General features: G+C 42.4%; 18 protein-coding genes and 1 tRNA gene. 10 read left to right on the top strand and 9 right to left on the bottom strand.

What is annotated here, in order from left to right:
- Positions 1-32 precede the first annotated feature (32 nt).
- Both ACST13_RS08395 and ACST13_RS08390 read left to right on the top strand, forming a co-directional pair.
- Positions 33-105 (top strand) — tRNA-Lys (locus ACST13_RS08395).
- Between the two features lie 135 nt (positions 106-240).
- Entirely contained in the window at positions 241-723 is a 483-nt protein-coding gene (locus ACST13_RS08390) for a DUF3237 domain-containing protein (protein WP_459522746.1), read from the top strand.
- Positions 724-1,012: 289 nt separating this feature from the next.
- Here the strand turns inward: ACST13_RS08390 and ACST13_RS08385 are convergent, their stop codons facing one another.
- Positions 1,013-1,732: a DUF4197 domain-containing protein gene (locus ACST13_RS08385; RefSeq protein WP_459522745.1), complete on the bottom strand. Its 720-nt coding sequence runs from the start codon at positions 1,730-1,732 to the stop codon at positions 1,013-1,015.
- 268 nt (positions 1,733-2,000) lie between these two features.
- Between ACST13_RS08385 and ACST13_RS08380 the strand changes: the two genes are divergently transcribed.
- The 3 genes from ACST13_RS08380 to ACST13_RS08370 are packed head-to-tail and all read left to right on the top strand — an operon-like array spanning position 2,001 to position 4,500.
- Positions 2,001-3,287: a M20/M25/M40 family metallo-hydrolase gene (locus ACST13_RS08380; RefSeq protein ID WP_459522744.1), complete on the top strand. Its 1,287-nt coding sequence runs from the start codon at positions 2,001-2,003 to the stop codon at positions 3,285-3,287.
- Positions 3,284-4,096 carry a ThuA domain-containing protein gene (locus ACST13_RS08375; RefSeq protein WP_459522743.1) on the top strand — a complete coding sequence of 271 codons (813 nt, stop codon included), beginning with the start codon at positions 3,284-3,286 and terminating at the stop codon, positions 4,094-4,096. Before ACST13_RS08380 ends, ACST13_RS08375 begins: the two co-directional genes overlap by 4 nt.
- Positions 4,097-4,146: 50 nt before the next feature.
- Positions 4,147-4,500 carry a hypothetical protein gene (locus tag ACST13_RS08370; RefSeq protein ID WP_459522742.1) on the top strand — a complete coding sequence of 118 codons (354 nt, stop codon included), beginning with the start codon at positions 4,147-4,149 and terminating at the stop codon, positions 4,498-4,500.
- Here ACST13_RS08370 and ACST13_RS08365 read toward each other — a convergent pair.
- On the bottom strand, positions 4,489-5,445 hold the full coding sequence (locus ACST13_RS08365) for a zinc-dependent alcohol dehydrogenase family protein (protein WP_459522741.1): 957 nt from the start codon (positions 5,443-5,445) through the stop codon (positions 4,489-4,491). The two genes, ACST13_RS08370 and ACST13_RS08365, sit on opposite strands and share 12 nt — an antisense overlap.
- Before the next feature lie 74 nt (positions 5,446-5,519).
- On the opposite strand from ACST13_RS08365, the gene ACST13_RS08360 reads away from it, so the two are divergent.
- Genes ACST13_RS08360 through ACST13_RS08345 form a run of 4 tightly spaced genes read left to right on the top strand, consistent with a single transcriptional unit; the run spans position 5,520 to position 9,311 of the window.
- The gene (locus tag ACST13_RS08360) at positions 5,520-6,278 is read left to right on the top strand and encodes an SDR family NAD(P)-dependent oxidoreductase (RefSeq protein WP_459522740.1); all 759 of its coding nucleotides are present in this window, start codon (positions 5,520-5,522) and stop codon (positions 6,276-6,278) included.
- A 2-nt stretch (positions 6,279-6,280) separates the two neighbouring features.
- Positions 6,281-7,471 carry an acyl-CoA dehydrogenase family protein gene (locus ACST13_RS08355; protein WP_459522739.1) on the top strand — a complete coding sequence of 397 codons (1,191 nt, stop codon included), beginning with the start codon at positions 6,281-6,283 and terminating at the stop codon, positions 7,469-7,471.
- On the top strand, positions 7,471-8,460 hold the full coding sequence (locus tag ACST13_RS08350) for a phosphotransferase family protein (RefSeq protein WP_459522738.1): 990 nt from the start codon (positions 7,471-7,473) through the stop codon (positions 8,458-8,460). Before ACST13_RS08355 ends, ACST13_RS08350 begins: the two co-directional genes overlap by 1 nt.
- On the top strand, positions 8,457-9,311 hold the full coding sequence (locus ACST13_RS08345; protein WP_459522737.1) for a 3-hydroxyacyl-CoA dehydrogenase NAD-binding domain-containing protein: 855 nt from the start codon (positions 8,457-8,459) through the stop codon (positions 9,309-9,311). Before ACST13_RS08350 ends, ACST13_RS08345 begins: the two co-directional genes overlap by 4 nt.
- Here the strand turns inward: ACST13_RS08345 and ACST13_RS08340 are convergent, their stop codons facing one another.
- From ACST13_RS08340 to ACST13_RS08310, 7 genes are all read right to left on the bottom strand, one after another.
- Positions 9,312-9,587: a penicillin acylase family protein gene (locus ACST13_RS08340; protein ID WP_459522736.1), complete on the bottom strand. Its 276-nt coding sequence runs from the start codon at positions 9,585-9,587 to the stop codon at positions 9,312-9,314.
- Positions 9,588-11,372, bottom strand: a complete 1,785-nt coding sequence (locus tag ACST13_RS08335; protein WP_459522735.1) for a penicillin acylase family protein — start codon at positions 11,370-11,372, stop codon at positions 9,588-9,590.
- Entirely contained in the window at positions 11,369-13,834 is a 2,466-nt protein-coding gene (locus tag ACST13_RS08330) for a PIG-L family deacetylase (protein WP_459522734.1), read from the bottom strand. The genes ACST13_RS08335 and ACST13_RS08330 overlap by 4 nt, the downstream gene beginning before the upstream one ends.
- On the bottom strand, positions 13,834-15,198 hold the full coding sequence (locus ACST13_RS08325) for a Gfo/Idh/MocA family oxidoreductase (RefSeq protein WP_459522733.1): 1,365 nt from the start codon (positions 15,196-15,198) through the stop codon (positions 13,834-13,836). The genes ACST13_RS08330 and ACST13_RS08325 overlap by 1 nt, the downstream gene beginning before the upstream one ends.
- Entirely contained in the window at positions 15,195-16,502 is a 1,308-nt protein-coding gene (locus ACST13_RS08320; protein ID WP_459522732.1) for a glycoside hydrolase family 30 protein, read from the bottom strand. Before ACST13_RS08320 ends, ACST13_RS08325 begins: the two co-directional genes overlap by 4 nt.
- A 287-nt stretch (positions 16,503-16,789) precedes the next feature.
- Positions 16,790-20,143, bottom strand: a complete 3,354-nt coding sequence (locus ACST13_RS08315; protein WP_459522731.1) for a HEAT repeat domain-containing protein — start codon at positions 20,141-20,143, stop codon at positions 16,790-16,792.
- Between the two features lie 8 nt (positions 20,144-20,151).
- Positions 20,152-22,551 carry a TonB-dependent receptor gene (locus ACST13_RS08310; protein ID WP_459522730.1) on the bottom strand — a complete coding sequence of 800 codons (2,400 nt, stop codon included), beginning with the start codon at positions 22,549-22,551 and terminating at the stop codon, positions 20,152-20,154.
- 103 nt (positions 22,552-22,654) lie between these two features.
- Here ACST13_RS08310 and ACST13_RS08305 point away from each other — a divergent pair, with 103 nt between their 5' ends.
- Positions 22,655-24,766, top strand: coding sequence for a penicillin acylase family protein (locus ACST13_RS08305; RefSeq protein ID WP_459522729.1), 2,112 nt, complete (start codon positions 22,655-22,657; stop codon positions 24,764-24,766).
- Positions 24,767-24,785: the final 19 nt, after the last annotated feature.

The following is a 24,785-nucleotide window of genomic DNA, read 5'->3' as shown; positions in this document are numbered from 1 at the left end:
ACCATTTTACATATACAAGCCTCGGCTTGAATGATTCCGTAGCTCAGTTGGTAGAGCAATACACTTTTAATGTATGGGTCCTGGGTTCGAATCCCAGCGGGATCACAACTAAAATTAAGAAACACTGTCAAACTCAACATTGACGGTGTTTTTTTTGCCCTAACTCTCAAAAAATGATGATTAATGATCGCTAGTTTCAAAAAGATATTTATATTAGGGCTTCATTTAACCCATAATCTCATGAAAAAATTAGTATTGGCTCTCGTTTGTGTATTGAGTCTTAGTCTTCCGTCTCTAGCGCAAGAACTAAAGAGTAAATTGCTTTTTGAAGTAACTTTTAATCTAAAACCAGGAGTAGAAGTAGGACAAACTTTAGCTGGTAAAAGAACAATTTATCCTGTATTGGACGGCTTTTTCGAAGGCCCTAATTTAAAAGGAAAAGTTTTACCAAATGGTGGAGATTGGTTGATGCAGTTAAATGAAACTACCAATAAATTAGATGTAAGAGCTTCTTTACAAACCAATGAAGGCGAAAATATCTATGTGACTTATCAAGGATATTTAAAGTTAAACGCCGATGGTACGTATTATTTTAGAACTACTCCCTATTTTGAAACTAGCTCTAAAAAGCTAGAATATTTAAATCATACCGTTTGTGTGGGTGTGGGTACCATTGTGAAGCCGGGAGAAACGGTATCTTATAAGGTGTATCAAATTTTGTAAAATTTAAAGTTTATCCGATCTGGATCACCTCTTGAAATTTTAAAACACTGTCAAAATCAATTTTGACAGTGTTTTTTTTGTACTCATTTTTCTAATCAATTTCTTCCTTTAATAAATTTACTAAGCAAAAAGAAAATAGGTAATACCAAAAACCAACATAAAATAGACATGATAAGGACTTCCAGTAATAAAATTGAAAGGCTTATAATAGGATCCGAATCTATCATTGCCAGTATAGTGACAATAAATAATGAAATAAGGTAAGTAACTAAAAGTTTTGATTTTAGATTCATCTCTCAAAAACCTTCTTCAACAACTCACTCGTCCGTGCCATCGGATTAGCGCGAATATCCTTCTCTTGCTTCGCAATTTCGATGTAAATTCCTTCCATCGCCTTTTCAGTTACATAAGCGCTTAAGTCCGGATTGATCTTTTTATTGCTGAATGGAATGGCATTGTAGGCTGTGATGGCTTTTTCCCAATACTTCGTCGCGTTTACTTTGTCTAGCGATGTTTTGATGATGGGATTAAAGCTGGATTTTAATTCTGCTGTTGTCTTTGACCGTAAATAGGTGGTAGCGGCTGATTCGTCGCCGCGTAGGATATTTAGTCCGTCAGTGATGGTCATTTGTTTGATGGCATTGACAAAAATGGGAGCAGCAGTAACACAGGCGTCCTCTGCGGCGCGGTTCATGCTCAGGATGAAATCGTCTGCTAATTGATTAAGGCCGACACTTCTAAGGGTGCTCTCCACTTTAGCTGCTTCGGGTGGCATTAAGATTTTTAGGGCGGCGTTTTTGAAGAAACCATCGGGTTTTGAGAGATTAGTGCAGCCTTTTTCGGCCCCAATGCGTAGAGCTTCTTTCAAGCCATTCGCAATTTCATCAGAACTTAAACCGGTTTTTGTGGCGCCTGAGGCGATTTCAGTAGCTTTTTTCAGAAGGCCTTGGAAGGTTTGGGCTCGAGCGTTAAAGCTGAGAACCAGTGTGAGTAAAAGTATTTTTTTCATATTATTTTAAAGAATAAAGTAGGAATCCCCTGTAGGGATGACCATATGAAATATTTCCTTCGGACTCATTCCCTTCGGACTCTCTCCCTCCGGACTTCGGACTCTCTCCCTCCGGACTGACTTCTAAATTTACAGAAATATCCCTACCTTTAAACACACTATTTACAAACCTATAATGAAATTACGTTTCCTCCCTCTCCTTTTGCTCCCCTTGTTTTCTAGCGCGCAAACAGCTCAATCCAATGTTGACAGTCTTTTTATCAAGAAGATGTCTGACGAGATTATGACTAACGGAAAGGCCTATGACTTATTGTATGAGTTGACCAAAAAGATAGGTGGGCGTTTAGCTGGTTCCCCTCAGCAACAAAATGCGGTTATTTGGGGGAAGAAAAGTTTAGAAGCGATTGGTGTGGATAGAGTATTCTTGCAGCCTTGTAAGACACCTAATTGGAAGCGTGGTGGAACGGATTTTGCGGCGATTGTGGGGGTGAATGGAGTGGCTAGAATGCAGCCGTTGGCGGCTTTGGCCTTAGGGAATTCACTGGGTTCGAATGGATTAATCGAGGCGGAAGTGGTCGCAGTGGCTAGTTTTGATGAATTAGACAGGCGCAAGGAGGAGGTGAAAGGCAAGATTGTGTATTACCACAGTGTTTTTGATCCAACGAAGATTCAGACGTTTAAGGCTTATGGTGAGAGTGGCGCTTTTCGCCGTTCTGGGGCGAGTAAAGCCGCGAAATATGGTGCAGTGGCGGTGATGATTCATTCGCTGAGTACAGCGCCGGATAATGAACCGCATACGGGTAGCATGAGTTATGATGAGGCATATCCGAAGATTCCAGCGGTGGCTTTGGGTCCAGATGATGCGATGATGCTGTATGCTTTGGCCAAAAAAGGAACCATCAAAGCCCAAGTTCAAACTTACGGTTTCTTCCTTCCAGACGCTGACGAAAACAACGTAGTCGCGGAAATCCATGGATCCGAATTCCCAGACCAATTCATCACCTTAGGCGGCCACCTAGACAGCTGGGACGTAAACGAAGGTGCACACGACGATGGCGCTGGCATCGTCCAAACGATGGAAGTATTGCGCGTCATGAAAGCAGTAAACTACAAACCCAAGCGCACGATTCGTTTCGTCCTTTTTGCTAACGAAGAAAACGGTGTCCGCGGCGGAAACGAATACGCGAATCAAGCCAAAATCAATAAAGAAAATCACATCTTCGTCCTAGAAAGTGACGAAGGCGGCTTCACCCCGCGTTCCATCGGAATAACCGCCTCTCCTACTCAATTAGCTAGGTTTCAAACGTGGAATCCCCTTTTGAAACCCTACAGTTCTGAAATTACTTCAGGCGGTGGCGGTACGGACATCGGACCTATGTTAGGCGTAAATAAAGCCACCATATTAGCGGGACTCATTCCAGACAGTCAACGTTATTTCGATCTACACCACGCAAAAACGGATGTATTCGAAAATGTGAACAAAAGAGAATTACATTTAGGCGCTGTGAATATGGCTGCCATCATCTATTTAATTGATAAATACGGCGTAAAATGAGATTAACGACACTATTTCTGCTTTTTGCTTTTGCTTCTTTCGCATCATTCGCGCAAAAGACTTCTTATTCAGTTCTTGTCTACACAAAAAATGGCCCCGGCTATGTGCATGATAATATTCCGTCTGCGGTAGCAGCTGTACAAAAGTTTGGCTCTGAAAATCGCTTTCAAGTGGATGTCTCCGCTGATCCGGCGGTGTTTGAAGAAAAGAATTTGGCCAAATACAAAGTCATCATCTTCACCTCCACTAACAACGACGTATTCGACACAGACGCTCAGCGCGTCGCTTTCCGTCGTTATATCGAAGCAGGTGGCGGATTCGTGGGTGTGCACTCGGTAACGGGCACAGAACGCAAATGGAGCTGGTTCAAATCGATGGTAGGAGAAACCTTCTCTTGGCACGCCAAGTTCCAGCCCTTTTCAGTCATCAACATCGCCCCATCCCACCCATCCCTACAAGGTGTCCCTTTAAAATGGACAAAAGAAGACGAATGCTATTTTGGCTTTGAACTCTACCCTGGCATCCAAATACTAATGATGCATGACGTAACAACTCTTGATCAGTCTCAAAAAGAACTCATCACGAAACACAAAGGCGTATACGGCGACTATTTCCCAGCCGTATGGACCCAAAAATTCCAAGGAGGCCACATTTGGGTAACTACCCTAGGCCACGCGAAAGAAAACTACCAAGAACCGACTTATTTGAATCACTTGTTGCAAGGTATTAACTACATCGCTGGTCAGGTCCGCAAAATCGATTACTCGAAGGCTTTCTCGACGGGTAAGGATGATGTGTTGAGGTTTTAATTTTGAGGTATAATTTTCCTTTTTTCGGGAAAAATACCCATTTTTGCACCATGATTAGAGTATTATTAGTGGCTTTTGCCACCCTGTTCGTTCTAAATTCCTGTGAAAAATCCTCCGATGAAATCGAGGGAGAAGTTCGTGCACTATGGTTGCAAAATCTTGAAAAAGAGCATATTACAGGAGTAAGTATCCTGGATATTTCTTTGGTTCAAAAGAGTGATTCACTTTATACCGGTGCTCTAAAGACGAAGGAGTCTGACGGTACATTCCTATACAATCTAGAAGTTACCCTCGCTGGAGATAAGCTATCTTACGAAGTAGTCGGTGATGGTATCCCGACCGATGGCCGAAATACCCACGAACCTGATGACCAGCCCGCTGAGCTGGATAGCTTACACCAATAATATTTTTCCTGTTCGTCCTTCTTTCTGGTAAGCGATCAAAGCCTCTTTAAATTCTGCTAGTGGATACGTTGCTTGAATGTCGACTTTAACGTCTTGCTTCAAAAGATGTGTAAAAACCTCTTTAATGGCCTTTTGAATTCCTTCATTGCCTAGTTTTTCCCACCAAGAGCTCAACCACCAGCCTTCGACGCTTAGGTTTTTGAAGATTAATAGTCCTGAATTCAAGGGAATAGGTTCTAGGCTTAATAGGCCAAAAACAAGCATCTTTCCACCTGGTTTCAGGCAAGTCAAGGCTTTGGCCCCCTGATCCCCTCCTACGGCATCAAATACATACTCTATACCTTCCGGGAATAGTTCTTTTACTTTCTTCGTCACATTCTCAGTCGCCACATCTACGACGGCCGTAGCTCCTAAGTCCAATAAGGTCTGCTTCTGATCTTGTCGTCTCACCGTAGCGATGACGTGAATGCCCCGCATCGCAGCTAATTGAATGACTACTTTACCCCAAGCCGAGGCCCCAGCTGTAATCAGTAAGGATCCTCCTTTGCCTAAGCCAGAAGTTTCCAGCATACCATAAGCGGTCACCGGATTCACAAAAGCCTGGCAAGCCACCTCATCTGACATTCCCTCCGGAATAGGGATCAATCCCGCGTCAGAAACACATATAAATTCTTTCCATGTGCCTATAGAGGTAAATAATACGCGGGTTCCTGTAGGGAAAGTGGTCGATTCCTCTACCACACCAGCTGCTTCGAAACCTGCGCTACTAGGTAATTTAGGTGTAATACCATATAAGCCCTGGACAAACATCACATCTGAGGGATTAATATTCCGCGCTGTGATACGAATGAGAGCCTCTCCTTTCGCCGGAGATGGCTTTTCGATTTCTTCTAATTGTAGGACATTTTCAGGTAATCCAGTTTCGTAAAAGACAACTTGTTTCATAGGGTATTTTTTCAGCTTTTGTTTGCGTAAATTACCACAATTAATCTTTAAATTGTTTAAAAATAGATTAGAATATGCAGGCATTTTCATTGAAGAATCAAGTAGCCTTGATTACAGGGGCTAGTAAAGGGATCGGTTTCAGTATCGCGGAGTTTTTTGCGGAGGCTGGAGCGAAGGTGGTCATAAGTAGTCGAGATCAAGCAACGCTAGATCAATTAGCACAAGAATTACGGGACAAAGGATATGAGGCGACGGGGATTGCGTGCCACGTGCGTAAGATGGATCAGTTAGCATCACTTGTGGAAAAAACGATGGCTATCTATGGCCAAATTGACATACTAGTCAATAACGCGGCTACTAATCCCACTTTTGGGCCTATTCACGATACCACACTCGATGCTTTCGATAAGATTATGAATGTGAACTTGAAGGCTCCGTTTGAGTTAATGCGTTTGTGTTTACCTCATTTACAGAAATCTGCGAATGCGTCTGTGATTAACATTAGCTCCGTGGGAGGTATTTCCCCTGAACCTGGTTTAGGGATTTATAGTGTGAGTAAGGCGGCGCTGATATCGATGACGAAGGCTTTTGCCAAAGAATGGGGCGATTTTAATATCCGAGTGAACGCTATTTGTCCAGGCTTGATCAAGACGAAGTTTTCGGAGGCGCTTTGGTCCAATGATAAAATACTTCAACATACGCTTCGTCAATTACCCATTAAACGCATAGGTACGCCAGAGGAAATTGGCGCGACCGCTTTATACCTTGCCTCACCAGGAGCTTCTTACACGACCGGCGCAGTCATTACCGCTGATGGTGGCTTAACCATTTAATTATGTTTGTTTCAGATAAAGCACTCGAACTTGTACCTCGTTACAGAGCATTCCTCGAGAAATACATTATTCCCTTAGAGCAAGGGGCCATTTATGGTTCTTTCAGAGCTCATTTACCTCAATTACAGGCCTTGCGCGCTAAAGCAAAAGAGGACGGCTTGTTTGCCCCTCACCTGCCCGTTTCGCATGGAGGACTTGGTTTGTCCTTAGTAGAATTTGCATCGATCTCAGAAGTATTAGGGACGAGTCCTTTGGGACATTACGTATTTAACTGTAATGCACCCGATATAGGCAATATGGAGTTGATGCATCAATTTGCATCGCCTTATTTACAAGAAAAGTACTTACGTCCTTTAGAGAGAGGCGAGATTCGTTCTTGTTTCGCGATGACCGAGCCGGAGCATGCAGGAAGTAATCCGGTGCACATGTCTACTACAGCTGTCCGTGAGGGAGATGAATATGTGATCAATGGCCACAAATGGTTTACGTCCTCAGCGGATGGGGCGTCCTTTACGATAGTGATGGCGGTGACGAATCCTTTGGCTGAAAATAAGTATGAAAGGGCGAGTATGATTCTGGTGCCTTTGGATAATCCTGGATACCGTATGATTCGCAATATTCCCATTATGGGAGATGAAGGTGAAGATTACCTTTCCCATAGTGAGGTGGAGTTTGTGAATTGCCGGGTGCCGGTATCTCACTTGATTGGGACTGAAGGATCTGGTTTTACCTTAGCGCAGGTTCGTTTAGGGCCAGGGCGTATTCACCACTGTATGCGTTGGATTGGAATATGTGAGCGGGCTTTGGGGATGATGTGTGACCGAGCTATCGAACGGGAGTTAAATCCGGGGCATTCGCTAGCGATGCAGCAGACTATTCAAAATTGGATAGCTGAAAGTGCAGCGGAGATTAAGGCCTCTCGCCTCTTAGTATTAAACACAGCCCATATTATCGAAAATAAAGGTGCTAAGGCGGCTAAAGAAGATATTTCTACGATTAAGTTCTTTGTATCTGATGTATTAATGAAGGTGATCGACCGGGCGATTCAAGTGCACGGCGGTCTAGGAATCACTGATGATACGATGCTATCCTTCTGGTACCGGCATGAACGCGGCTCGCGTATTTATGATGGGCCGGATGAGGTGCATAAGACGGTTTTGGCTAAGAGCATTCTTAAATCACGCAAGGCTTAATGGAAGGTTTTGAAAAATTGCCTGCCTATTTAGGCGTTTCCTCTGTAGAGCTTAGCGCTTTCCCGGGTGGATTCTCGAATCTGACGTATCAGGTAAGCGCTGGTGATTCTACTTATGTGTTACGCAGACCACCGCAGGGGTTGAAGATTGCCAAAGCCCACGACATGATTCGCGAGTTTCGGGTGCTTCAAGCTTTAGAGAAGGCGGGTTATACGAAGATGCCGCATCCTATCTCTTGCTGTGAGGACGAGTCCGTTATAGGGGTACCTTTTTTCCTGATGGAAAAGGTGGAGGGAATGATCATCCGGAATCGTCCTCCGGTGGAGGCGTCGTCCTCGTTTTTCCAAAGCCTTTCGCAATCGGCTCTAGATGTCTTGTTCGAATTACACTCGCTGGAGTTGTCAGCATCAGGTTTAGGCGCCCTAGGAAAACCCGAGGGTTATGCCTTGCGCCAAGTTCAAGGCTGGGCGGAACGTTTTCAAAAGGCAAAGACATCAGAGGTTCCACAGATTGAAAAAGCCTTTGAATGGCTTTTGGCTTCTCTGCCCGCTTCTTCGGATGTCGCCTTCATTCATAACGACTTTAAATACGATAACCTAGTCATTTCTACCTCAGGCGAAGTGCAGGCCGTGTTGGATTGGGAGATGGCAACCGTGGGAGATCCGTTGATGGACTTGGGAACGACTTTAGCCTATTGGGCGGAGGCAGAAGATGAAGATATTTTGAAGATGTTTAATCTATCGTATGTGCCTGGTAATTTTACGCGACGCGAGGTTATTGATTATTACGGCTCCAGGACGGGACGAAATGTGAGTGAAATGGGTTTTTATTATGTTTTTGGGCTTTGTAAGGTAGCCACGATTGCACAGCAAATTTACCAGCGCTTCAGTTTAGGCTATTCTAAAGATCCTCGATTCAGTGTTTTAAATCAAGTCGTGGAGGCCGCGGGCCGAAAAGTGACAGCATGTATTCAAACAGGAACTATATGAAAATTTCCAACGTATGCATCTTAGGTGCAGGAACTTTAGGAACAAGAATTGCCTTGCAGGCTGCATTGTCTGGCTTTCAGGTAAAGATTTATGATATAAATGCGGAGGCTTTTGTATCGTCTAAAAGAGTGATGTCTAAGATTCTTAGATCGCTTTCGCTTACTGATGAAATTATTGCTAAGATCAAATTCACGACGGATCCTGCGGAGGCCGTGGCGGACGCAGATATTATCTCGGAATCTGTGACCGAGGAGTTGCCGCTGAAACGTCAGGTTTGGGCGCAATTTTCTGCTTTAGCACCAGCTAAAACGATTTTTACGACGAATACCTCGTATTTATTGCCTTCTATGCTGGTGGATTGCGTTGATCGTCCTGCCCTCTTTTGTGCTTTCCATTTTCACGATGTGTTTTACTCCAAGGTGGTGGATATTATGCCCCATCCAGGAACTTCAGAGGAGGTGATTACACTATTGGAGGATTTTGGCAGGGCTTTACTTCAAGTGCCTGTGATCGTTCGTAAAGAGAATCCGGGTTATGTGTTCAATTTTATGCTGATGGCCGTTATTGGTGCGGCAGGAAAGCTACGGACGAAGGAAGTAGCGAGTATCGAGGATATTGATAAATCCTGGATGGTGAACTTCCATATGCCTATGGGGCCTTTTGGCATATTAGACAGTATCGGATTAGATACGGCATGGCATGTAACGCATAATCAACAAGATGCGGGTTCTCAGGCTTTTGCAGCTCTGTTAAAGACCTATATCGATGCCGGAAAGCTAGGAGAAAAAACAGGGGAAGGATTTTATACCTACCCTGCCCCTGCCTATAAAGATCCTGATTTTCTAGTCTAGCTATTCAGGATGGTAGATTTTCTCGGCGTTCTTTACTACTTCGGCTTTGTCCAAAGTCATGACCTTCGTCTTCTGTGCTTGATATAATTCACGTTGATCTGCAAAGTGTTTTGATTCTGGATGCGAACTAGCGCCAAAGGTATTCACCGTCTCAATCAGTGGCAAACCTCCGCCTTTAGGGAACTTCACAAAACCGATATACGCATCGCCGCTATTCATCTTGCGTTGTGATTCACCCATAGGCTCAGACATCACCGCAGCTAAAACATCGGGCATTCAGGCTTGCGGCCAATCTTGATCCCCTCTTTTTAGGCGTTGGAACTCCCCTAGTGTCACGTCTAAACGGCCGTAATGCTTCATCAAGAAATCTTGAGCATATTGCACTATTTCAACTGCTTCTGCCTCTGTAAACGGTTCTTTAGAACCTGAATGCCTAATTTTAGACGCGCCGTAATACACGATGTTATAATACAAAGCACCGATACTTTCGACGTTTGTGACGTGATTCCACTCTTTTAGGCCCTTGATGATGGTCGCGATAGCAGGATATTTGGCTGGATCTAACGTGAATAAAACAGAGGCATCATACCCATACGGATATAAAATTTTAGCAGGCAGTTGGCGATCGAATTTAATTTGTTTCAAATCCTCCCAACCTATTTTGTCATAAGTATCGATCAATTCTTTCGCCCGCTGAGAACGGTTATTATGGTAGGTCTCGTAGCCGTCATATTTGTCATAATTCGCAGGATTGAGATTCTCGTTCACCGCAGTGGCCATAAATGGAGAGTGATTCGTGTTAAATAAGTAGCCTGATGCCGGATTCAAATGTTGCGGTAAGGCATCAATTGGTTTGAATTTTTCCCAAAGCGTCTCCCGCGTATTACCCGGTAGCGTGGAGGCCCAGTTGTATTTGGCATTACGATACGGCATTTTTCCATTCGAGATATAGAAAATGTTATCTTCTTTGTCCGCATACATAATGTTAAACATCGGTAAATGATTCTGGTTCAGCGCCGCCTTGAATTCTGTCAAGTTCGTAGAGCGATTCATCGCATACCATTGTTGTAAGGCACCCGCATCCATGAGAGACGGTAAGCGTATGGAGAAGTATTCACCTTTGGGAGATTTCACCGTAGGGCCATAGATCGATTCGTAAGCCATCTTGGAGACTGGGATAGGAATGCCTTTAATGTGAAGTTTTATTTTTCTTTTGGCTAATGTCAACCATTCTCCATCCACCTTATATTGACCTGGATGTTCTTTATCCGTCTGCAATTGATACACATCAATTTTATCCTGAAAGTTCACCGTATGAGCCCAGGCTAAATTAGGCGTCACTCCATGAAAGATCAAGGGACCACCTGGGAACAAGCCGCCCAAGATATTCCAACCTTCCTCAGATTGCACGTGCGCCTCATAAAAAGCGGTGGCTCCTTCGATGGGCTGATGCGCATTGATGACTAACATCGGCTCTCCAGTGGCAGATTTCGAACCTTTAATGGCAAAGGCATTACTGCCTTCTCCTGTAAAACCTGGAAGCGAAGGAATGGAGCCATCTAGAATCTTAGGCAAAGTCTTATCTACCCCACAGAAAATAGCCACCGAGAACATCGTCGTAGCGATATAATCTTCAATAGCAATGGGAAATATGTGCTTGTTCAAAACCTCTGACGGATGCGCCTTTCCATAGGCCTCTAAACCCATCAAGTACCCCTGCACTAATTGCAAGAATTTAGGATCCATCGACTTGATTTGCTGATCCACCACTTTCCGTGTATTCAATAAGCCAAAAACAAAGTCCACTGGGGCTCCCTTCTTCCCTAAATAGGGGCCTAATTTACCTTTACCGGTTAAAATAAGCGTTTGTATCGTTTTAAAATCATCCTCCGAATGCGCGTAGGCTAAGCCATAAGCTACTTCCGGATCCGTGGGGGCGAAAATATGGGGTATACCGTAATTATCGCGGGCAATGGTAATTTTATCCTTTCGGATGAGGGGTTGTTGAGCATTTGCTAGAAATGTAAATAGGCAAAGAGCAGCTACTAGTTTTAATTTCATTGTTCAGGTTTAGCGAGTAAGTTAGCCAATAAGCGATAGGCACCAGGAACACCTGCCGGTATTTCGCGGAAGAAAACAAGTCCAGTGTAAATGAATTGTCCTTTTCCGTATTTAGTCACGGCAATGTTTCCTTTATTTTCAGCTTCGTTTGGATCAGAAAACCCTAAAGGAAACTCAAAATGCGTATCGTTTGTTTCGGCCGTATAAATACTGCGCTCCTGAATCCAATCGTTGAAATCTTTTTCAGTGATTTTGTTAGGGCTGTTTAGTAGTGCGTGATTTGGTAGAAGAAAATTTGGCTTAGCTTCTTCTTTCGTAATCCGGTTACGTGTCACTTGTAATGGATAAGGTGACATACTCGACTTCATCGGTCCTAAGAAACTGGCCGTATTGTATTGAACCACATAATTACCGCCGTTTTCGATGTATTTCATGATTTCGGGGTATGCATTTGCCCAATAGTCATTCGTATTATAGGCTCTAACTCCTGTCATTACCACATCGTATTTCTTTAGATTAACGGCTGTTAAGTCCTTTTCTGATAAAAAGTCTACCTCATAACCCATCTGTTTTAAACCCTCGGGAACTTTATCTCCCGCTCCTTTAATGTAACCTAAGCGATTTCCTTTCTTGACAAAATCAATATGCATTAAGCTTAAGTTTACCGGTGAGAAGTAGCGCTGCGTAGGAATATGCGCATATTCGATGGTTTGTATTTCCAAAGAATCTACCCAGTGATCATTTCCAGAGGCGATATGCAATTGTAAATTTGAAGTCAGCTTCCCTTCTTTTAGGCTCGCTTCTGTGAAGGAAATAGGCCATTCACGCTTCTCGCCTGCTTTCATACCTTCTTTTAAAGGAATTAGGGCGATTGAGGTTCCATTCGTTTTAACGTCAATTGCTCCCGGTTTTAATGCCGACATTGCTGTTATAGCGATTTGGATGGTTTTGGTGGCTTTGCTTCCCTTCGGTAATAAAACGACATTGGAACTTAAGGTAAAGACTGTTTTAGGGCTAATGGTGATAGGTGACAGGATTTCCCCCTTCACGGGATCAATAATTAATTCTTGAATGGGTCTTTCTACACTAAATTCTTCTCCTTGAATGTGGAAGATTGCTTTAGCGGTATAGGCAGGATCTACTTTTGCTTGACCTATTTTTTGTTGATCAGATACATTAAAGTACCCCGTTGCTTTCGTTTGCTGAATCCAATAAGGTTGTGTTATCGCTGCGGAGACTGTGATAGTACGTTGTAATGGATATTTTTTATAAGGTTGTATTTTGCCTGTAAAAGTGGTGTCTTGGCCTCCAAATGAAACGGCGACATCCTCTACCGAAATAGGCGCTCTCACGATAAATTCGGTTTTAATGTTCAATTTTTCACCCGTAGCAATGATACCTTGCGTTGTGGTAGCTCCTAAGTAAATCCCAGCTGCTTGAACCACCCAGGCATCGATTTCCGCGATTTTCTTTTGAGTCCAAGAGCTAGCAGGAAGCGCTTTTATCGACTTTTTAAGTCCTATCAAAGCCGGAATGCTGGCGTAAGGTTTTTCTGGGTTATAGGCTGTGATAATAGGATTGATTAAGGCCTCTATGCTCGGATTCACGCGATTCCAAGTGGCATCTACTCCGTCCCATAAGAATTCTTTAGGAGCATCCCCTCCTAGCGTGGCAAAATACTCGGTGCTTCTACCGCGATCTACTGCAAACCCAAAACCTTGGGATTTATGTTGACTTCTACTATAGGCGGCTAATTCGCCCGTGCTTTGGCCTAGGAAGGTTAAAAAATCACCAATATCTACTTTGAATTGTGAATCACTAATCGTTGAATTTCCGCTTGAACCAGGGAAACGGAACGTATTCCACAAAAGACGTTTTGCCTGCCAAACATTCACCCCTTGCTTCAATTGCTCCGGGTACATGTTAGGGTCAGCCGCGGCTTTATAAGCTTCGATTGCGAGAGCCGACGAAGCGGAATGGTGCCCATGCCCTGCTCTAGCATCCGGGGGGAAACGCGTAAAAATGATATCTGGACGTGTTTTACGAATAACCCAAACTAAATCAGATAGGATGAGATTCTTATCCCAAAATCCCAAAGCCTCATCCGTCGACTTCGAAAAGCCAAAATCAAAAGCGCGGGAGAAATATTGATTCGCACCATCAATTCGACGAGCGGCTAATAATTCCTGTGTTCTAATTAAGCCCAAAGGAACCCCTTGCTCGCCCCCGATGAGGTTTTGGCCTCCATCTCCTCGCGTACAAGCGAAATAATTCGTCTCCCAGTGTTGTTGCTGCGCAAACCAGGTGAGCATATGGGTACTCTCATCATCTGGATGAGCTGCCACGTGTAAGACAGAGCCAAGTACCTTTAATTTTTTCAAGTCTTCGCCTAATTGTGCGGCGTTTCGTTGTTGAGAAAGTGCAGGAAATGCGAATAAGGCAAGAAAAATGAGCTTTTTCATTAATTTAACATGTTTCGGTTCCACGGTCCACGGTAATTTCTTGCTAAAAGAACAGTTGCTTCCGGGTCATTTAAAACGGTTTTGGTTCTAGGGTCATAAGAAAGTGGTCGTCCTAATTTCATGGATAGGTTAGCTAAAATACAAGACGCCGTTGAAATGTGGCCTTCTGAAATATCTGCAAGGGGTTTAGAACCTTTATCAATCGCCGCTAAAAAATCAAGCATGTGTCCGCGTGTAGCAGGCGCTGCATTTAATTCGATGCGATCTTCCTTTAAATCTTCTGGATATTTCTCTTTTTCATACACCACATCCATGTGTAGTTTTTCTGCTTTCGAATCCGTGGGTGTGAAATCATATTTCATGGTGCTCATCCGCAGCGTTCCTTTTTCACCATAAATAGTCAAACCCCAAGGATATTCAGGGTCCGGAGGAGTTCCCCAGGTTCTATGTTGCCAAACACAATTCAGTCCATTATACTCAAATACGGCAGTTTGCGTGTCAGTGATATTTGATTTGCCTTCTTTTTGGACATATATACCTCCTTCTGAACTCACGCGATTAGGCCAGCCTAAACCGAGCATCCAACGAGCCGTATCGAACATGTGAATACACATATCCCCCATGATTCCATTACCATATTCTTCAAAAGTTCTCCACCAGCGCGTATGTGGCAAGCCATCATAAGGACGTAAAGGTGCTGGTCCCGTCCACATTTCATAATCAAAATAGTCTGGAACAGCCTGAACAGGAGGATTTCCGTTATTACGCATTTGGTAATAACAATACATTTCTACGTGGGCAACTTTACCCAAAAGTCCTTTATCGATAATCTCTTTTTTCGCCTGAATTAAGTGTGGCGTACTCTTTCTTTGCGTACCCACTTGAACCGTTTTGCCGTATTTACGAGCGGCAGCTACCATCGCCTCCCCTTCTAAAATATCGACTGAAATAGGTTTTTGGACATATACGTGTGCCCCAGCCTTCACCGCATCAATCATTTGTAAGGCATGCCAATGATCTGGACTTCCTACAATGGCAATATCTAATTCATTTTCCTTCAATAATTGGCGGTAATCACCGTAAAGTTTGGGTGTTTTACGTGATTTTTGACGAGCAGCTACCATTTTTCCCGCTTCCGTTAATTGATTGCGATCTGGATCACAAAGTGCCACCACCTCCACGGGTACCACTTGCATTAATCGGAATAAGTCACTTTTACCGTACCATCCGGTACCGATTAAGGCCACGCGGTAAGGTCGAGCTGGATTCACTAAATCCAATCCATAAGCGCCAAAAGTGGACATAGCCAAAGCAGCCGAAGCTCCCTTCATAAAATGTCTGCGGTTAATGTTAAATGTTTTCATAGAATGATAGTTAAGACTGATTCAGCTGGTATTTCTAGGTTTAGTTTTTCAATTGTGATATTTTTTTTGCGGCCCTCATTTTGAACTAAGATGGCAATTTTTCCATCCGGACGTCTAAATGCAGCTGCCTGAATACCTTCAGGCACCTCTAGGCCTAGACGTATGGATCCAGCTGGCACAAAACGTGCCACCTGCATAACAATATAATAAGATTGATTTCGAATGATGTCCTGACCTGAGATGGTTAAAGCACCTAAACATTCCGTACATCCACCTGGTGTATGGGGTCCATAGGTCAGGTCATTCGCTAAATTCCATTCAATGGCCGTTTTAGCGTGGTTATTTACTGCGCCTAAAATTACATTTTTCACATGCCACATGAAATCACCCGTGAAGTCACCTTTATAGCCCGTCCACTGTTCTGTAAAATAGAGGTCTTTATCTGGGTGTGCTGCTTTCACTTTACTTAAGGCAGAAATATCCCCATTGTATAAATGGAAGGCAGAACCACTGACATATTTTCTGGTCTCAGGATCATTCAATAAATCAATCGCGTATTCAGGATGGTCGCAATTATGATCGTAGACGATGATTTTGGTCGTGATATTTCGTTTTTTGAATATAGGTCCCAAAGCTGTTTTTATGAATTTTGCCTGCATTTCAGAGGTCATCAACATACTGGGATTATTTCCGGGATGCAATGGCTCGTTTTGGGGTGTTAAAGCCCAGATGGAAATCCCTTCTTTCGCCATCGCCTGAATATAGTTAACGAGGTAATTCGCGTAAGTAATATAGTGTTTCTCTAAAAGGGATCCACCTTTACTTTCCCCATTATCCTTCATCCAAATCGGCGGTGACCAGGGTGTCGCCATGATATTTATCGCCGGATTGATGGCTATTATCTGTTGTAATACGGGGATTAAATCGTTTTTAGAAGGTTCTAGGCTAAATTTTCGAGGTTTGTCTTCATAAGAAAAAACAGAGGCATCTAAATCGGTCGCCCCTACACCTATTCGTAAAACGGAGATTCCATTCTCGCCAAATAGTTCTTGCAATAAAGCAGCTCTTTTCGTGGGTTCTAGCTGTTGAATCAATTGTGCGCTTCCCCCTGTTAGGGTGAAACCGAATCCATCTATGCTTTGAAAGCTTTGTTCTGGATGTACCACAATTTTCGCTCCGATGAAATCTGATCCTAGCCCGTCATTTTTTTGAAAAAAGGATTTCTGTTTAGGAAGACTTAGGTACAGTTCTGTTTGGGAAAAACAGAAAAGCGGCAAGCTTAATAGCAGCAATAGTTTTTTCATAGGTTTAAATTTCATTAAAGATATCGATTATTTGCAAAAAAATAAACCGCCTTTTTATGGGGCGGTTTATCATTTCATGTAGACGCCTTCGGACTTAGTCGCCTACGGCTTAGTCGTCCTTCGGACTTAGTCGCCTACGGCTTAGTCGCCTACGGCTTAGTCGTCCTTCGGACTTAGTCGCCTACGGCTTAGTCGTCCTTCGGACTTAGTCGCCTACGGCTTAGTCGTCCTTCGGACTTAGTCGCCTACGGCTTAGTCGTCCTTCGGACTTAGTCGCCTACGGACTATTACTTAAGTGAGGATAAGTACTCCACTACATCTCTAATTTCTCTCTTTGTCATTAGACTACCCATCGGAGGCATGCTAGATGGTAGATTTTCTCTGGTTTTAATGCGCGCCACCGGAATTCTTAATGGTTCTGCATCGTTTGTTTTTAATTGAATTTCGTCTGCCGTCTCTGAAATGACAGATCCTGACACTTCCTGCCCATCTGTTAAAACAAAATTAGTGCTACCATATCCTGGAGCGATACGCGCACTTGGCTCTATTAAAGCTTGTAAAAGTTGCTCTCTAGTTAATCTTGATGCCACTCCTTTTAAGTTTGGACCTACCGTAGCTCCTTCACCACCCACATTGTGACAACGAACGCATTGAATGGTGGAGTTATAATTAAAGTTATTTCTACCATCCGTGAGGGAGCCTCCGTACAAGGCTTCTTTAAACTCATCCGTTAAAGTTCCTTTTACTTTTAGGGCATCCAGTTTAGCGACTAATTTTTCTTCATTTGTTGCTTCTACAGCTTCCATTAAATCTAATTTCACTCCCACGGGAAGCTTATTGTCCACCATTCTTTGGATTAAATCAGCAAGAATAGCGGAGGTGTTAGCAGCTTTCATTTTTGCCATACTTTGAAGTAGTAATTGCTGCTCGATAAGCGTTCCTTTCTCAAAAATAGGTTCAGTAATGGCGGGTAATTCGCTTGATGTTAATTCAATTTTATTTAAGTGACTCAAAGCCGCAGCACGTACAATTTTGCTTGTATCTGAGATACCTTTCTCTAGGACATAGGCTAATTTAGAGGTATTTAAATCTGCTAATGAGTTAATTAAGGCCGCTTTTACTTTTGATTTGTTGTGTTTTGTTAATAATTCGATTTGAGAATCCGTAAACTCTTTCAATTGTAAATCAGCAATTAATTTAGCCGTAGCAATTAACACGTCCGGATTTTCTGACGCTAAAAAAGCTTGTATTTTAGGTTGAATTCTGGCTACTACATCGGCTGGGTTTCTATCCAATGCTCCTCTATGGCGACCATCCACGCGATCCATGACGGATGGATTTGCCCACGAACCTAAGGTGGCAATCGCTTCCGCTCTCACATCTTCTGAAATTCCTGTTCTTTCAGAGTAGGCAATTAATAAATCAATTTCTTTTGCTGTTCCCACGCGTAAACACGCATTAATGGCACGGCGTATAATCACCTCATCCTTTAAGCGTGTATCTGCTAAAGTAGCGGCTAAGGCAGGTAAAGCCGCAGGAATAGATTCGTCATCATTAATAGCTCTAGCTGCTTCAGCTACGATATATTCATCTGAATCAGCTAAGAAAACCTGAATTCCAGGATGAGCTAAACGTCGCAGCACAAGCACAGCTGCAATGCGCAAAGAACGATTGGGCGAATTTTGTAATGCTAATAAGGGTTCTGCTTTACCTATTCTGCTCAAAGCTAAAACAGCCGCGTGACGGATATATAAATCTTTGTCCCCATTTTTTTCAATTTGTTTCAATAAGCCAGGGATAGCTTTTTCAGACTGAACGCGTCCTACTGCCTGAGCCGCAAAGAAGGCCACTCTCGGATTAGCTGAAGCTAAAAGTGAAATCATTTGAGCTTCAGCGGCAGAATCCTTTAGATCGCCTAAGGCTTTTAGCGATTGTGCCACGATTTCTTCATCCGAATCGATTAGCAATGCTTGAATTGCTGATGCGGCTTTTATTTGGCCTAATCCCCAAATCCCATGAACCCGGGCTAGTTGATTATCTTTTTGCTGTGCCGCTTTTACGAAAATTTCTGTCGCTTTTCTCTCCGCTAATTCATATTGTGCTTTTAAACGAATACGTTGATCAGCATAGAACAATAGCTCATATAATTGAGTCAAACTTTGCTTCGAATAATCCTGTTGAATGAATTTCTTCGTTTGCTCCCGTTCTGACTTTAAGTCATTTTCTTTATCCTCCACATCGATCTTCCAAATACGACCATAGTTCTTCGTATCCCAACCAAAAATCCAATCTGAGGCATATAAAGCGCCTTCAGGCCCGAAACGTATACCGGTTGGAAGAATCCCTTTGATGACATCCTCTTCTGAATTAAAATCAAACGATGCACCTTTGGGTTTTAAATCAAATGACCAAATGTGGGAATTATTAGTATTCCCCACAAACTCGACCAAGAAGAATTTATTTGTCCAGCGCTTTCCTAATGCAGTTCCAGGATTCCAAAGCATCCCCGTAGGGCCATTATGGAAATTGCGAATAGGCGGAATAATATAAGCCGCCTGCCCCTCCCAATGCGGAATAGATAGCTTTTCATCCATCCAAACTTTGTAGGAATTATTGCGCGGATCTGTATACTTACCATATTGCCAGTTCGAGCGCCATCCAGCATCCGAACCCTCCACTACGTGCACTAATCGCTCACTTTCTCCGGGATGATCGCCATCATTATCGGAGCTGATAAGATTACCAAAATTATCAAACACAAATTCGTGCGTATTTCGCAAACCACTAGCATAGACCTCAAATTCCGAACCATCTGGATTAGATCTTACGATAACACCCGAGTTAGGGTGTTTATATTGTCTCCCGTCTTTCGCCGTGATATTAGCCCCAATATCCCCTATTTGCCAGTAAATTTTACCATCCGGTCCTTCTGTTACTCCTGACATTCCATGTCCACCAAAACCAATATGAACCGCATATCCTGTCGAGATGGATTGTGGATCTTTCCATTGACCATTATCATGCTTTAAACGCATTAAATCTGGTCCAATAGCTACGAATGCATCTTTTTTACGAACTAATAAGCCCCCAGCCACGTCGGTAACTTCTTCATTAAATCCATTAAATACGCGTGTAGATTTATCTGCATATCCATCGCCATTCACATCTTCTACTTTGTAGATTTCTTCTTTCTCCACCTTTAAATCCAACCAATCATGGGATCCATCCCCATTCATATCTGGCAACCAGGTATTTTTTGCACTATTTTCTGGCGCAAAGTTTCGTCGTAAAAAAGCTCTTCTATCTTCAACGGTTTGAAATCCGATAGATTCCGTCATCCAATCACGGTGTCCTCTAATATCAAATTCAGATGCCTTGTTTCGGTTCGTGCTATTGACAAAAATCGCACCATTATCATCCACAGCGATAGCTACTGGATCCTGCAGAAGAGAATCAGATGCCCATAAATCAATTTTTAGACCGGGAATGATCTTGATTGGCTGTTTGTCTTTTACAGCTTTGGCAGTCTCCAAAACCTTAGATTGATCAACTAAAATAATTTTATAGGTATCATCTTTGCTTTGCTTAGAGCAAGCTGCGATACTAAGAATGACACTAGAATAGAGAAATAATTTTTTCATATGGTGTATTAATTTTCTTCATCCATCATACTGCGACGTTGTTTAGCCGCTTGTTTGGTGGTTTTGAAACGGTAGTTAAAAATCAAATTAACGGATCTTAAACGTCCTTGCGATTCACCACGGGTAAAGAATCCTGATCCATCTCGAGGTTCTAAAAACCGTGATTCGTAGCGATTAATTCTGGAGTTAAAGATATCTAAAATACTTAAAGTTAGCGTACCATTTCCTTTAATTATGTCTTTTGAAGCAGATAAATCTACCCAAGCCATATATCCACGGCTACCCTGCGGCGTAAGTTGTGGGGCTTCATAATTAGCTCTTATTTGGAAATCAGTGAGTCCGATTTTAATGCGAGAGCTATGTCGAACAAACCAGGAATAGGTATCACTTTTAAAGGCTGCATTGATATTTGAAGCATCTGCAATGGCCCTAAAGGCATTAAAACTTAGGTCAGCCTTATAGGATTTGGTAAAATTCCATGAACTTGCCATTTCGATACCCATTGATTGTTGATCGGATATATTTGCGGGTAAAGTCCTTGAAAATCCTAAGCTATCTACTGTTCGTATACGTTCAATTTTTCCTGATGTTTGGCGATAATAAATCGAGGAACTGATACTTCCTTTATCGAAATATTTTAAATGCCCTAGGTCAAATGAATTAGTGAATTCTGGATTCAAATTTGGATTACCTGAGAAGAAATTTCGGTTATCTGATAGTGTGACAAAAGGAGACAAATCATTATAGGTAGGACGTCTCACCCGCCTAGAATAGCTCAATTGAAAAGAATTATCAGGTGTGATGGTATAGGTAAAATGTGCGCTTGGAAACAAATTCGCATAGTTTCTAGGGTTTTTCTCCCTGGTCAGCTGCAGTTCAGTTTGTATATCTGTCGTCTCCGCTCTTAGCCCAAATTGATAAGAGAATTTCTGCATTTTACTTCCAAAAATAAAATAGGCAGCGGAGATATTTTCCTTATAATTAAATATATTTCGAAGGTTAGGCAGGATGGTAAATTCCCCATTTGCTTGTTTTTCTGTTACGATGTAGTCATTAATCATATCACGAAAACTTGTCCGTAGTCCCATTTCTATCTTCGCATCTTTACCTATCGGATTTACATAATCTGCTTGTAAGATCCATTGGCGCTCAAACTCGTCATTTAAGGCTTTTTGCACCTTATTAAGCTCATTTATGGCTGTTCCGTCAGGTTTTTTTCCATTTTGGGTATATAATTGATCAGAACGTTCCCAATAGTCTAAATAGCGTAAATCAGCAGTAAATTCCTGCCCTTTCTTCGCAAAATTTTTCTTAAAAGTCAAGGCATACTCTCCATTAGGTTCTGCCTCCTTTTCGTCTTGTTGTCGATAGGTATCACTATAGAGATTGGATAAATTACCGCGGTAGTCTAGGTAGTAAAAGTCAGTGATACGTCGCACATCGGTACGTCGGTAGATATAGGAAGCCGTTAAAATGGTTTTATCATTGAAGAAATAATCGGCTCCACCGCGTACATTATTGACTAAACCGGTAACATTATTGTAGGAACGTTGTTCTAAGAAATTAGTTTGTTTTCCAGTGTAGACCTCTTGGTAAATAGTGTTTTTACCTGGTGTCCGGCGATAGAATACCCCATAATTGACAAAGAAATTGAATTTGTTCTTTCGGTAATTGACGATGGCCGTACCCCCAAAATTCTCTGGATATCCAGTCGTGGTTTCGATCGCCCCATTAAATCCTTGGTTTTGGTTTTTCTTTAATACGATATTGATTATACCGGCCATTCCCTCTGCCTCATAGCGAGCGGATGGATTCGTAATGATTTCTACTTTATCGATCAAATTTCCTTGCAAAGATTGTAAACCCGACGATCCATTTATGCCCGCTAAAGTAGACGGTTTTCCATCGATCAAAATACGGACGTTATCACTTCCACGCAGTTTAATCGCTCCTTCTGGGTCTACTTGTATCGAAGGTAGATTACCCAAAATCTCAGCAGCTGTCGCTCCTTTATTTGCTAAATCTGTTCCTACATTAAATATTCGCTTATCTAAGTTTAGTTCCATCGAGGCTTTTTGGCCCTTAACGACTACCTCATTTAAGGTCTGATTACTTTCTTTAACGGAAATCGTCCCTAAATTAACGGAGGACATAAATGACTGATTAGCCATTTTAAGGGGCTCATAACCAATGCTTTCGATCAACAAATCATAAACACCCGGAGCTATTTCCACGCTAAATTTACCCTTTTCATTCCCAATCGTTCCGGTCACAAGCGCCGCACCTTTAAACAGGCGAATGCTCGAAAAAGGAACATTGACCTCCCCTTGAATTTTAACTTTATTTTGGGCAATTAAGCTGAATGAACACAATAGAAGTAGTATCGGAAGGAGCCGAAAAATTTTCATATACTAGGTTTAGAATTATCTTGTAAGATAGAAAGACAATTTTATATAGTTTATACCCTCCTGACCCGATTTATTCTTATTTTTAGATTCTCAACACCAAACTATGAAAAAATTATTCCCTCTTATTTTACTTTTATTAACACACCTCACGCAAGCGAATCCTTACGAAGCGCAAGCTAAGCGGGTGACTATTCACCGCGATCAATGGGGAATTCCGCATATATATGGCAAAACGGATGCAGATGCAGTTTTTGGGCTTATGTATGCGCAGTGCGAGGATGATTTTGCGCGTGTGGAGTTGAATTACATCGAAAAACTAGGTCGAATGTCAGAGGTGAAGGGAGAAAAAGAGCTCGCTTATGATCTGTATATTAAACTATTAATAGATGAGACGGAGGCCAAAGAAGAATACAAGACGAGTCCTCTTTGGTTGAAAAAACTCCTACATGCCTATGCGGATGGGATTAATTATTACTTACTGAAACATCCCGAGGTTAAACCTCGCCTTATCACGCATTTTGAGCCATGGTTTCCCCTTTTATGGACAGATGGATCCATCGGTGCTATTTCTACCGGGGACGTGACAGAACAAGAAACCGCACTTTTTTATGGTTTACCTAAGCAGGTGGCCAGTGTGAAGTACCAAAATCCTAATGAAAAATTAACTGGATCCAATGGTTTTGCCGTAGGTCCGTCCCTTTCCACTTCTGGACATTCGCTTTTTTACATAAATCCCCACGTGACTTTCTATTTTAGACCGGAAGTGCACGTGGTTAGTGAAGAAGGATTATCAGTATATGGCGCTGTTACGTGGGGCCAATTCTTTATCTATCAAGGTTTTAATCCTTATAATGGTTGGATGCATACCTCATCTGAGGTAGATGTGGCCGATGCCTATGTGGAAACCACTAGAGATAATCAAGGTACGATGGAATATCTTTTGGATGGAAAATGGATTCCATTTAAAACGAAATGGATTACCCTGGGCTCCAGAATAATCAAAACTTATTATAATCATCGGGGCCCTATTTTAGCTGTTAGAAATGGCCATTGGATTTCTGTTCGTTCCTATAACCGGGCAAGAAAGAGTTTGATCCAAAGTTGGTTACGTACAAAGACGACAGGTTTTGATTCTTTTAAGCGAGTTATGGAAATGCGAGCTAATACCTCGAACAATACCGTTTATGCGGATAACAAAGGAAATATAGCCTATTGGCATGGTAATTACGTGCCTCGTAGAGATGGGGCGCGGGATTGGGGTGTTCCTCAGGACGGATCATCCTCTAAAAACGATTGGCGTGGACTCCATAAGTTGGATGAAATAGTGCATAGCTATAATCCGGCTTCAGGTTGGATTCAGAATTGCAATTCCACACCTTTTACTGTTTCAGGCGTATCAAGTCCTAAACGAACTGATTATCCGGTCTATATGGCACCAGATGGAGAGAATTTCCGTGATCGTAACGCGGTTCGCTTGTTCTCCCAAACGGGTAAATTAGATTTGGCTGGATTAATAGGACTTGGATATGATCGCCGATTGATGGCGTTTGAGGTGTTATTACCACCACTTGTAGAGGCTGCAGGAAAAGAAGCTGATTTGCAGGAAGTGGCTCAAATATTGAAAGATTGGGATTTTAATGCATCCACGACGTCTATTGCCCAAACAATAGCGATACGCTGGGGACTGAAAATTATGCCTAAAATACCTAAGGCCATGCAATTCGGTGGTGAAACGGATGTGGTTCAGAATATCGAAAAATACGCTGAATCTGGATCTAAAGTAGAAATGCTACAAGCATTGAGGGATGTGATGGCAGATCTAAAAAAGGATTTTGGTACCTGGCGAGTTTCATGGGGTGAATTAAATCGTTTTCAACGCGTTTCGAATGGAGAGGTCTTGCAAATGGACGATGATAAACCGAGCATTCCCGTACCTTTTACCTCTTCCGCCTGGGGACAGCTTCCCTCCTACACAAGTCGTTCGATTCAAGGGTCGAAAAAGTGGTATGGGGTGAATGGTAATAGCTTTATTGCAGCGGTGGAATTTGGACCTAAAATTAAAGCCTATTCGCTTTTAGCTGGAGGCCAAAGTGGTGATCCCAACTCCCCTCATTTTTTTGATCAAGGCAAGAATTATTCAGATGGAAAATTTAAGGAAGTTTATTTTTACAAAAGTGATGTAATGAAGCATGTTGTCTCTTCTTATCATCCTTAAAATTTTGTATATTTAGAGA

The sequence above is a fragment of the Aquirufa sp. A-Brett2-W8 genome, from assembly GCF_054558755.1.
This window is presented reverse-complemented; position numbering and strand designations above follow the sequence as displayed.